The organism is Klenkia sp. AC732 (genome assembly GCF_979256525.1).
This window is the reverse complement of sequence record NZ_CEEDOS010000004.1, coordinates 141,224-152,770: the sequence shown is the minus strand read 5'-3', so window position 1 is coordinate 152,770 and position 11,547 is coordinate 141,224. Positions and strand designations below refer to the sequence as shown.

The following is an 11,547-nucleotide window of genomic DNA, read 5'->3' as shown; positions in this document are numbered from 1 at the left end:
CGACGATCCCGAGGACGGCGACGCCGACCCCGGCCGGCACCCAGCGGCGGTGGGACGGGCGGGGCGAGTCGCGGGCCGACACGCTGTCACCTCTGTACTCGACCGGCTCCGGACTGTCACCATCCCCTCGCCCGGGTGAGCGGTGCCCGGACGCACACATGGGGGCGCACGGCGATGTCAGGACACGAACCGACGCCACGACGCGGCCTCCCGCCGGTCCCGCCGGTCGGCCGCCGGTCGCTCGACACGCTCGACACGCCGCGCCCCGGGGACAGCGGTCGGCACGCCGCGATCGAGGCCTCCGACGACGAGACCTCGGTGCACCTCCCCGTCCTGGACGACCCGGACGCCGACGGCCCGGACCCGTCCGCCGGCACGCCGCACCCGATCGTGGACTCCGGCCGGCACGCCGACCTCACCGGCGAGGTCGAGGCGGCCCTCGACCGGGTGGCCTGGACGGGCAGCTGGTCCGCCGGCCCGGAGACGGGCAGCTGGCCGGCGGTCGCGGACACCGGGCGGCACGCCGCGGTCGGCCCGGCGGTCGGCCCGGCGGTCGGCCCGGCGGTCGACCACGACGACCACGGCGACCACGACGAGGACGACGAGCTGTCCTCCGGCGACCCGCACCGGGTGCTGGTCACCCGCCCGTCCCACCGCCGCTGGGTGCCGGCCGGGGTCGGCGTCGCCGTCCTCGGGATCGTCGCCGCCGTCGTGCTCACCACCGGCTTCACCCCGGGCGAGGCCGCCGGCGCCGCCACCGACGAGGCGGCCCGGACCGAGGCCGTCCCGACAACGGCACCGGCGCCGGCGACGAGCAGCGTGGCCCCGCTGCCGACGCCGCCGATGAGCACCATCGACATCACCCCCGGCACACCCGGGTCCGGGTCCAGCCAGTCCCAGACGGGCTCCGGGCGGACGTCGTCCTCCGCGCCCGCGCCGGCGCCGGTCGCCCGCCCCGGCAGCGTCACCCAGGAGGCCCCGTCGGTCGCGGTGCCCCCGGCCCAGACCCCGGCGGCCCCGGACACCAGCACCGGCACCGGCACCGGCACCGGCACGAACAGCGGCAGCGGCACCGGCACCGGCACCGGCACCGGGGGCACGGCCACCGACCCGGGCGGCACGACCCCCGACGGTGGCGGCAGCACGACCCCCGACGGTGGCGGCACCGGCACGCCCGTGCCCGACCCGGGCCCACCGGTGACCACGCCCACCGGGCCCGAGGCGTCCCCCGTCGGCTGAGCCCGACCGCCCGACCGCCTGACCGACCGCCCGACTGGCCGGCCGGCCGGGCGCGGCCGGGGCACGGATCGACGATCCGTGCCCCACTCGGCGTGATCTGACGAACACGTGTGGCGATGTGTGTGCGTGTCCCGGCGGGTTGCGTCGAACACGCCGACGCGGACTGGCCCGAGGTGCAGTCGCCTGGCTACGTTCCGTGCTCGCAGATCCGCGAGGGGGGAACGGGGACCGTGGACGAACGAGCACGCGTACGCGACGGGGCGATCGGGGTGGCACACACCGGCGCCGGTCGTCCGGGGCGGCACGCCGCTCCCCCCACGGGCACCGCACCCCGGTCCGGCGAGCTGCCGCCCGTTCCCGGGACCGGCGCCCGGCGGGCCGTCGCCCGCACCGCCGGCCCCGCCGAGGGCGGGGCCCAGGCCCAGGCCGCGGCCCAGGCCCAGGCCCCCGCGGCCGGACGGCCCACCGGTCCGCCGTCCCGACCGGGCACCCGCCGCCCGCCGACGGCCGGTCCCCGCCGGCAGCGTCCCCGCCGCCGGGGTGCCCGCCGCCGTGACCTCCGCTGGCTGCCCGTCGCGCTGGCGATCTGGGTCGGCAGCTTCGCAGCCATCCCGCTGGCCGTGCTCGTGCACGACGCCCTGGACGACCGGGGCACCCCGGTGGAGACCGCCGCCGAGACCAGCGAGCAGGACGGCACGGCCCCGGCGCCCGCCGACGTGGCACCGGCCCAGCAGGTCGGCGCCGGGGTGGCGGCGGACCGGACGGAGGTCTCCCCAGGAGCGCCGTCGACCACCGTGCCGTCGGCCCCGGGCGACGTCCCCGTCGAGGCCACCCCGACGGCACCGGGAGCACCCGACACGACCGTGGTCGTGGACCCCGGTGCCACCGTCGACCCCGGCGACACAGGGACCCCGTCCCGGGCCACGTCGACCGCCTCGGGCGCAGCCGTCCAGCCCGGCGCGGTCGTCGTCCCGCCCGGACCCGTCCCGGCGGAGTCGGCTGCCAGCGACGCGGCGGCCACCCCGCCGGAGGACGCCGCAGCCGGCCAGCCGGACAGCGGGTGCGCGGAGGAGTGCCCGGCGGCCTAGCGGGTCAGCGGGTCAGCCGCTCCGAGGTCTCGCGGCGCATCCAGGCCTCGACCTCGTCGGCAAGGGACGTCGTCCGGTCCGCGACGCGGAGCGCCGCGCCCAGCCAGAGACCGGCCAGGCAGGCGACGACGAGCCAGGAGAGGCCGAGCCAGAGCCAGATCATCGGACCTCGCTGATCACGGGGACGGGGAGAGGTGCCGGGCCACGGTAGGTCCGGGACCTGGTCCCCAGAGCGAGGCGCGCCCAAACGCGTGATCAGAAGGTGACCCTGCGTTCCCCCATCGGGTGACAGTGGACCCCCGGCGCTCCACCTGGCGCGCCGGACGACCGAGAGTGGGTGTGTGACGACCGGACCGCCCGCAGCCTCGGCGTCCGTCGGGGTCCCGCCACGGACCCCGGCCCAGGTCGCCGGCCAGATCGCGAGCCAGATCGAGGCCTCGTCGTCGACCGCGGCCGACGGGCCCACCGGGCCGGCCACCGGCCGGCCCGGCCTCGTCATCCCGACCGGCGACCCGTCCCGGGTGGGCCGCACCCCGTCGACCCCCACCCGGCCGGTGGTCCTCCTCCTGCTGCTCGCCGCCGCCGCCGCCGTGGTGACCGGCGTGCTGCCCGGCCGGCTCGGGCACACCGTCCTCCTGGTCCTGACCCTCGGCGGCATCGCCGGCGCCTCCCTGGCCACCGTCCACGCCGCCTCGGACAGCGTCCGACCGGCGGTCTGGCGCTGGTACGCCGGCACCACGATCGCGGCCCTGCTCGGGTCCGCGACGGTCCAGCTGGTCGCCGGGGACGCCGTCCCCCCGACGTTCGGCGCCCTGCCGGGGATGCTGCTCGCGCTGGTGCCCCTGGGCCTGCTCATCCCGCGCGGCACCTGGGCAGGCGTGCGGGCCCAGCTGGTCAGCTCGCTGTCGCTGTTCGTCATCGCCTGCCTGCTGTGCCTGCTGACCCTCTTCATCCTGGTCACCGGCGGCGGCATCGACGTGGGCACCATGCGCGGGGTCACCCTCTACGCCCTCGGCTCGACGCTGGCGCTCACCACCGGCGCCAGCCTGCTCGTCGTCACCAGCAGCGCCGGGCCGCAGCGCCGCACCGCGCTGCTCGCCCTCGCCGGCCAGCTCGCCAACGCCCTGGCCAGCGCCCTGGGCGCCCTGCTGCCCGTCCTGTCCCCGGACAGCCAGACCCCGCACCCGGTCACCTCGGTGGCCGGCGTGCTGGGCGCTGGCTTCCTGCTGCTGGCCGCCCGCAGCGACCGCGCGCCGCTGCCCGAGCGGGGCAGCGACGCGCTGCGGTCGCCGCTGAGCGCGCTGCTGCCGCACCTCACCGCCCTGGCCGGCGGCTCGCTGCTGCTGCTGACCGTGGTCAGCACCGGCACCGTCGACCGGGTCGGGCTCAGCCTCGGCGTCCTGGGTCTGGTGCTGCTCGTCGTCCACCAGGCGGTGTCCTGGCGCGACCAGCAGGCCCTGACGGACAGGCTGCAGCGCAGCGAGGCCTACTTCCGCACGCTGGTCCGCTCCAGCGTCGACCCGGTCGTCATCCTGGACGACCGGCTCCGGGTGACCTGGTCCTCCAGCGCCCTCACCGACCTGCTCGGGCTCGACCCCGGCCGCACCGTGGGCCAGGAGCTCACCGCCACCGTCCACCCCGACGACGCCCCCGGACTGGTCACCGCCCTGAGCGCGACCGACCGCGACGAGACCGCCGAGGGCCGCACCCGCACCGCCCGCCTCCGCCACACCGACGGTGGCTGGCGGCTGATCCAGGTCCGGATCCGGGACCTGCGGGAGGACCCCGACGTGGGCGCGCTGGTGCTGCACTGCCGCGACGTCACCCGGGAGGCCGTCACCCCCGACGACACCGACCGCCCGCTGGTCGCCACCACCGACCCGGTCACCGGCCTGCCCAACCGGGCCGCGCTGGTGCAGCGACTGGCCCACCTGCTCCGCGCCCCCGGGACGGCGAACTCCCTGGTGATGGTCGGGCTGACCGGCCTGCCCGACGGCAGCGCGGGGGACGAGGCACCCCCGGCGGTCCTGGTCGAGCTGGCCGGCCGCTTCTCCCGGGTGCTCCGCGGCGACGACTGGCTGGTCCGGTCCGGGCCCGCCGAGTTCGCCGTCGTCGTCACCGGCAGCGTCGCGGACGCCGAGACCGTCGCCAACCGGCTCACCGCCACCGTCGACGCCGACCACCCCGTCGCCGGGCTGCGGGTGTCGGCCTCGGCCGGCGTCATCCCGCTGGACGGCGACACCGACGCCGGTGAGGCACTGCGCCGCGCCGACGTGGCCATGGTGAGCGCCCGCGCCGCCGGACCGGGCCGGGTCCGCCGGCACTCGGTGGCCCTGCTCATCGCGCAGAACCGGCGGGACGCCCTGCGCCACGACCTGGCCGGTGCGCTGGACCGCGACGAGCTGCGGCTGGTCTACCAACCCGTCGTGGACCTGGCACTGCACCGCACCGGTTCCGTCGAGGCCCTGCTGCGCTGGCAGCACCCCACCTGGGGTGCGGTGTCCCCCGCGGAGTTCGTGCCACTGGCCGAGGAGTCCTCGCTGGTGGTGACGCTGGGTCGCTGGGTGCTGCGCACCGCCACGGCGACCGTCGCCGCGCTGCCCGGCTCGTCGCTGGCCGTCGCGGTCAACGTCTCGGCCCGGCACGTCCGCAGCGGAGAGCTGCTCACCGACGTCCTGGACGCGCTGGCGGCCAGCGGGCTGCCCGCCTCCCGGCTCACCCTCGAGCTCACCGAGTCGGTGCTGCTGGACGCCACCCACGTCACCGACGAGCTGCTGGCCCTGCGCCGGCTGGGCGTCCGGATCGCGGTGGACGACTTCGGCACCGGCTGGTCCTCGCTGGCCTACCTGGTCGGGCTGCCGATCGACGTGCTCAAGATGGACCGCCAGTTCCTCGCCCAGATCGAGGTCGACCCGCAGCGGCGGGCGCTGTGCCGCTCGGTCCTGCACCTGGGCAGCAGCCTGGGGATGGACGTCGTCGTCGAGGGCGTGGAGACCACCGCCGAGCTGCAGCTGCTGCGCGACATGGGCCACCGCTTCGTGCAGGGCTTCCTGCTGGCCCGCCCCATCGAGGCCGCCGACCTGACCGCCCGGCTGGACGGCGTCCTCGCCCTGCCCGGCGGGAGCCCGTCGTGAGGCGGGTGTCGACCGCGGGGGCGGTCAGCCTGCTCCTGGCCCTGCTGGCCCTGGTCGTCGCCGTGCCGCTGTCGGCGCCCGACGGCAGCGGCCGGCAGTGGGACAACCTGGTGCTGGGCGTCGTCGGCACCGCCGCCGCGGTGCGCGCCTCCCGGGCCACCCGCGGCATGGACCGCCGCACCCTGGTGCCCTGGCGGCTGATGGCCGTCTGTGGCTCCCTGTTCGCCGCGGCCAGCCTGCTCACCGGGACCGGGCTCACCCCCGCGTTCGGCGAGGTCGGCGTCGGGGACGTGCTGCTGCTCCCGGCCGTCTGCATCCCCCCGCTGGTCTGCGGGCTGCTGGCCAGCCAGGTGCGCAGCACCCGCTGGCCGGCCCTGCTCGTCGACGGCGCGATGGTCACCGCCTCGCTGCTGGTGGTCAGCGACGTGCTGGTCTTCTCCCCCGCCGCCGACGTCACCCCGCTGGCGGCCGCCTACGGCGTGTACGCCGCGGTCGCCGTCGGCACCGCGGGGGCGCTGTGCACCGTGTCCACCCGCGCCCTGCGCCGGTCGGCGACGGCGATGATCGCCTCGACCTCGCTGATCGCGCTGGCCACGGTGATGCTCGCGCTGGGCATCGCCGACCCCTCCCAGGCCTGGCAGGCCGTCGGGGACGTCGCGGTGGTCCTGGCGCTGGAGGCCTCGGTCCTGGCGATCACGTCCTCGCCGCTGTCCTGCAGCCGGCACGAGGACCCGCGCGCCGGCGCCCCTCGGGTCAACTTCCTCGGCCTGGCGATCACCGTCGGGGCCACCGTGGGGCTGCCGGTGGTGCTGGTCGCGGCCGTGTTGCGCGGGCAGCCGCTGTCGGCCGCGGCGGTCGTCGGCACCGCGGGCGTCGTCGTGCTGCTGCTGCTGCGCAACACCCTGCGGATCCGGGACAGCGGTCGCCTCATCGAGGACCTGGTGCGCACCGAGGAGGACTTCCGCGAGCTGGTCGAGTCCTCCTCCGACGGGGTCGCCATCGTCGACGGCGACCACCGGCTGCAGTTCGCCTCCCGCGCCGCCCGCCACCTGCTCGGCCTGCCCGCCGAGGGCCCGCTGTCGGGGTCGCTGCTGGACCGGGTCGACGCCGAGGACCACCAGCGGGTCGGGGCGGCGCTGACCGCCGGCGCCGTGCTGCACTTCCGCGTCACCGACGCCGACGGCGAGCCCACCGACCTCGAGGTCACCCACCACGACCGCGCCGCCGGGGACCGCCGGGTCCTGCAGCTGCGCGACGTCACCACCCGCCGCCGCCGGGAGCGCGAGCTGGAGCGGATGGCCTACACCGACCACCTGACCCGACTGCCCAACCGGGCGATGCTGTTCCAGCAGATGGCCGGCGGGACCACCGAACGCTGCCTGCTGGTGCTCGACCTCGACGGGTTCAAGGCCGTCAACGACGAGGCCGGGCACGAGGCCGGTGACCACCTGCTGGTCGAGGTGGCCGGCCGGCTGCGCACCGTCGTCCGCGAGCAGGACGTGGTGACCCGGCTGGGGGGCGACGAGTTCGCCGTCCTGGTCGAGGGCACCCTCAGCGAGGCCGTCGAGGCCGCCCAGCGGATCGTCGACGTCCTCGCGCTCCCGCACCGCACGGCCGAGTGGACCTTCGCCATCGGGGCCAGCGTCGGGGTGTCGCAGCTGCGCCCGGGCAGCGGCCAGCTGGCCTTCCGCGAGGCCGACGCCGCGCTGCGCGCAGCCAAACAGGCCGGCAAGGGCTGCCTGCGCGTCTGGGACGACGGCCGGGGCGCCCAGGTCGCCGACTCCGACGTCGCCACCGCCCTGGCCGAGGGGCACGTCCAGCTGCGCTACACCCTGGCCGGCACGACCGGGGAGCCGCTGCGCTCGCTGCACGCCGTCCCGGTCTGGCAGCACCGCACGGCCGGGCTGCTGCCCGCGGCCGAGCTGTGGGCGGCCGCCGGGCGGCAGGGCCAGGACGCCCTGCTGCAGCGCTGGGTGCTCGCCACCGCCACCGCGCACGCGGTCGGCCTGCCGCGGCAGCTGGCGCTGGCCATCGACCTCCCGGCCGGGCACGTCCAGGTGGACCAGCTCGCCGACGACGTCGCGACGGCGCTGGTGACCGCGGACCTCCCCGCGCACCGGCTGTGCCTGGCGCTGACCGAGGACGCCCTGCTCACCGCGCCCGCCGCGCTGCCCGGGGTGCTGCACGAGCTGCACGCCGCCGGGGTCCGGATCTGCCTGGACGACTACGGCATGGGCCGCACCCTGGTCTCGCACCTGTCCCGCATCCCGCTGAACTCGATCCGCATCGACGTCTCGGCCCTCGGCGGCCGTGGGGACGACGAGCACACCCTGCGGGTCGTGCGGGCCATCACGGCCAACGCGGAGGCCTTCGGGCTGATGGTGGTGGCGCACGGCGTCGAGCCGGGTCCGCTGCTGGACGGCGTCCTGGACGCCGGTGTCCAGATGGTCCGCAGCCGGGCGACGCCGCAGCTTGTGCCCATCGAGGAGGTCGCGGAGCTGCTGCGCGTTCCGGCCGGCGAGCCCGCGCTGCGCTGATACTGAGCGCCGTGCACCTGACCTTCCTCGGCCACTCGACGGTCCGCGTCGAGCTGGCCGGGCAGGTGGTGCTCACCGACCCGCTGCTCACCGGCGGCGTGGGGCCGCTGCGCCGCGTGGTGCCCCCGCTGGACCCGGCCACCTGGGCCGACGTCGACCTGGTGCTGATCAGCCACCTGCACGGGGACCACCTTCACCTGCCCTCGCTGCGCCGGCTGGGTCGCGGCACCCGCATCGTCGTCCCGCGCGGGGGCGGGGCCTGGCTGCGGGCCCGGGGCTTCACCGCGGTGTCCGAGCTGGCCCCCGGGGAGTCGGTGTCCGAGGGCGCGCTCACCGTCACCGGCGTGCCGGCCCGGCACAGCGGGCACCGCTGGGGCCCCCGCTCCACCCACGGCCCGGACGCCGTCGCGATGGGGCACCTGGTCGCCGGCGACGGCCGGTGCGTCTACGCCGCCGGGGACACCGACGTCTTCCCCGGCATGCGCGACCTCCCCCCGCTGGACGTCGCGCTGCTCCCGGTCTGGGGCTGGGGCACCTCGCTGGGCCCCGGCCACATGGACCCCGCCGCCGCAGCCCTGGCCTGCGCGTTGCTCCGCCCGCGCGTCGCCGTCCCGGTGCACTGGGGCACCCTGGCCGCCGTGGGGACGACGACACTGCCGCGGGTGGGCCCGCTGATGAGACGACTGCTGGTCGACCCCCCGCGCGAGTTCGCCGCCGCCGTCGCGGCCGCCGACCTGCCCACCCGGGTGCTCGTGACGGCGCCCGGCACCCGGGTCCGGCTGGAGGAGGCGGCGTGAGCGTCGCGGTGCTGGCCTCGGGCTGGACCGACGGCAGCAGCGTCGGGTACCCGGTGCTCTTCGGCGGGGTCCTGCTGGGCTCGGTCGTGCCGGTGGTGCCGACCGGTCCACTGCTGTCGGTGGCCGCAGCGGTGGCGATGACCACCGACCGGCTCGACATCGCCCTGGTGCTGCTGCTGGCCACCCTCGGCGCCTTCCTCGGCGACGTGGTCACCTTCGCCGTCGCCAGGTCCGGCGGCCCCGCCGCGGTCCGCTGGGTCTCCCGCGGGCAGCACGCCGACCGGCTGGAGGAGGTCCGCGGCCAGTTCGCCCGGCACGGCTGGCAGATCGTCGTCGTCGGCCGGCTGCTGCCGGCCGGCCGGATCCCGGTCCTGCTGGCCGCCGGCACCCTGGCCTACCCGTGGAAGCGGCTGCTCCCGGCCTCGCTGGGCGCCGCGTTCCTCTGGGCAGTGGCTTACGCCCTGCTCGGCGTCGTCAGCGGCGGGGTCTTCGACAACCCGCTGGTGGCCACCCTCGTCGCGACCGGGCTGGTCCTCGTCGTCGGCCTGGTCGGCAACCTGGTCGCCTCCCGGCGCCGCGAGGAGAAGAAGCAGGCCCCCCGACCGTGAGCACGAGGTACGTCCCGCACCGCCCACCCGCCCGGCGGGTGCTGACCGGCGGCCGGCTGGTCACCCGGGTCCTGCTGGTCTGGGCGCTGACGACGGCGGCCCTGCTGCTGCTGGACCGCTGGCTCACCGGCTTCGCCATGCACGCCTGGTGGCAGCCACCGGTGGCCGCGCTGCTGCTGGGCGTGCTGGCCGGTGTCGTGTGGCCGCTGCTCATGCGGGTCGCGCTGCCGATCGCCTTCTTCACCCTGGGCCTGGGCGGCTTCCTGGTGCTCGGCGCCGGCGTCCTGGGCGTCTTCTACGCCATCCCCGGGGTCACCGTGACCTCCTTCCGGACCTCCGTCGTGGTGGCCGTGGTGATGGCCGGGGTCGCCGCGCTGATCAGCTCCGCGCTGGCCCTGGACGAGGACGAGCTGTTCTTCCGCCGGGCCCGCCGCAAGGCCACCGGCGCCCCGGAGGACGACGTCCCCGGGGTGCTCTTCCTGCAGATCGACGGGCTGGGGCACCAGGTCGCTCAGCGCGCCGTGCGGGACGGGTCGATGCCCACCCTGGCCGCCTGGCTGCGCGCCGACAGCCACGTGCTGACCTCCTGGCACACCGACTGGAGTTCCCAGACCGGGGCCAGCGTCTGCGGGATCCTGCACGGGGACAACCACGACATCGTCGGGTTCCGCTGGTACGAGAAGGAACGCGACCGGGTCGTCGCCGTCTCCCACCCCGAGGACGCCGCCCTCGTGGAGGCCCGGCACAGCGACGGCCGGGGCCTGCTCTCCGGGGACGGCGCCGGCCGGGGCAACCTGTTCACCGGCGACGCCCGGCACGTGTCGCTGACCATGAGCTCGCTGGCCGTCGTGGTCCCCAAGGGGGCCCGGCGGGAGCGGCGCGGGTCCGACCGGCTCGGCGCCGGCTACTACGCCTACTTCGCCAACCCGGTGAACGCGCTGCGCACGCTGGCGGTCTCCCTGGTCGACGTCGCCCGCGAGTTGGCCGCCGCGTCCCGCCAGCGCCGTGCCGACGTCGTCCCCCGGGTGAGCCGGGGCGGGGTCTACCCGCTGGCCCGGCCGGGGACCACGGTCATCGCCCGGGACGTCGTCGTCGCCGCGCTGATCGAGGACATGCTGGCCGGCCGCCCCGTCGCCTACGCGGACTTCCTGGGCTACGACGAGGTCGCGCACCACTCGGGCATCGAGCGCTTCGACACCCTCGAGGTGCTGCGCAGCATCGACCAGCAGATCGGCCGGCTCTGGCGGGCCACCCAGCTGGCCCCCCGCCCCTACCACCTGGTGTGCCTGTCCGACCACGGCCAGACCCAGGGCTGGGCGTTCGCGGACCGGTTCGGCGAGTCGATCGAGGAGCTGGTGGGCCGGCTCTGCGGCGGAGCCCCGCAGACCCGCCGGCACCGGGGACGCCGCAAGCCGCTCACCGGGCCGGCCGACTCCCGCCGTCCGGCGGAGGGCTGGCAGGTGGGTGCCGCGCTGGCCGAGGCCGCCTCCGGGGGTGGGCTGGTCGCCCGCCGGCTGCGGGACCGGGTCGAGCGCGCCGGGTCCGCCGAGCACCGGACCCGCGACGTCACCGGTGAGCCCGGCCGGGTCGCCCGGGTGGCCCCCGGCGTGGTCTGCGTGGTCAGCGGCCACACGGCGATGGTGTCCTTCACCGACCTGCCCGGGCGGGTCACCCTGGAGACCATCGAGCGCGAGTGGCCCGACCTGCTGCCCTCCCTCGTCGACCACGACGGCGTGGGGTTCCTGCTCGTGCACTCCGCGGAGTTCGGCCCCGTCGTCCTGGGCCGGGACGGGCTGCACCGGCTGGACTCCGGCGTCGTCATCGGGGAGGACCCGCTGGCCCTCTACGGCGAGCACGCCGCCCGGCTCGTCGCCCGGACGTCGACCTTCCCGCACTGCGCCGACGTGATGGTCAACAGCCGCTTCGACCCGGCCACCGAGGAGGCCTCCCCCTTCGAGCCGCACGTCGGCTCGCACGGCGGACTGGGCGGCCCCCAGCAGCACGGGTTCCTGCTGCACCCCTCCTCCTTCGCCGCACCCGGCGAGGTCGTCGGCGCCGAGCACCTGCACCGGGTGCTCCGCGGCTGGCTCACCGACCTGGGCCACCCGGACCCGCACGCCCCCTCCCCCGCCTGAGCCCCTCCT

The 11,547-nt window shown here is 76.9% G+C and carries 8 protein-coding genes; 7 read left to right on the top strand and 1 reads right to left on the bottom strand.

Features of this window, described 5'->3' with window-relative positions:
* Window positions 1-318: 318 nt before the first annotated feature.
* Window positions 319-1,239, top strand: a complete 921-nt coding sequence (locus tag AC0IVP_RS03345) for a hypothetical protein (protein ID WP_471754540.1) — start codon at window positions 319-321, stop codon at window positions 1,237-1,239.
* Window positions 1,240-1,508: 269 nt separating this feature from the next.
* Window positions 1,509-2,327 carry a hypothetical protein gene (locus AC0IVP_RS03340; protein ID WP_471754538.1) on the top strand — a complete coding sequence of 273 codons (819 nt, stop codon included), beginning with the start codon at window positions 1,509-1,511 and terminating at the stop codon, window positions 2,325-2,327.
* A gap of 4 nt (window positions 2,328-2,331) precedes the next feature.
* Here the strand turns inward: AC0IVP_RS03340 and AC0IVP_RS03335 are convergent, their stop codons facing one another.
* Window positions 2,332-2,490: a hypothetical protein gene (locus tag AC0IVP_RS03335; protein ID WP_471754536.1), complete on the bottom strand. Its 159-nt coding sequence runs from the start codon at window positions 2,488-2,490 to the stop codon at window positions 2,332-2,334.
* Window positions 2,491-2,668: 178 nt separating this feature from the next.
* Here AC0IVP_RS03335 and AC0IVP_RS03330 point away from each other — a divergent pair, with 178 nt between their 5' ends.
* Genes AC0IVP_RS03330 through AC0IVP_RS03310 form a run of 5 tightly spaced genes read left to right on the top strand, consistent with a single transcriptional unit; the run spans window position 2,669 to window position 11,538 of the window.
* On the top strand, window positions 2,669-5,461 hold the full coding sequence (locus AC0IVP_RS03330) for a putative bifunctional diguanylate cyclase/phosphodiesterase (RefSeq protein WP_471754534.1): 2,793 nt from the start codon (window positions 2,669-2,671) through the stop codon (window positions 5,459-5,461).
* Window positions 5,458-7,998: a diguanylate cyclase gene (locus AC0IVP_RS03325; RefSeq protein ID WP_471754532.1), complete on the top strand. Its 2,541-nt coding sequence runs from the start codon at window positions 5,458-5,460 to the stop codon at window positions 7,996-7,998. Before AC0IVP_RS03330 ends, AC0IVP_RS03325 begins: the two co-directional genes overlap by 4 nt.
* Window positions 7,999-8,009: 11 nt before the next feature.
* Window positions 8,010-8,795, top strand: coding sequence for an MBL fold metallo-hydrolase (locus AC0IVP_RS03320; RefSeq protein ID WP_471754530.1), 786 nt, complete (start codon window positions 8,010-8,012; stop codon window positions 8,793-8,795).
* Complete coding sequence (locus AC0IVP_RS03315) at window positions 8,792-9,403, top strand: DedA family protein (RefSeq protein ID WP_471754528.1); 612 nt, start codon at window positions 8,792-8,794, stop codon at window positions 9,401-9,403. Before AC0IVP_RS03320 ends, AC0IVP_RS03315 begins: the two co-directional genes overlap by 4 nt.
* The gene (locus AC0IVP_RS03310) at window positions 9,400-11,538 is read left to right on the top strand and encodes a phage holin family protein (RefSeq protein ID WP_471754526.1); all 2,139 of its coding nucleotides are present in this window, start codon (window positions 9,400-9,402) and stop codon (window positions 11,536-11,538) included. Before AC0IVP_RS03315 ends, AC0IVP_RS03310 begins: the two co-directional genes overlap by 4 nt.
* Window positions 11,539-11,547: the final 9 nt, after the last annotated feature.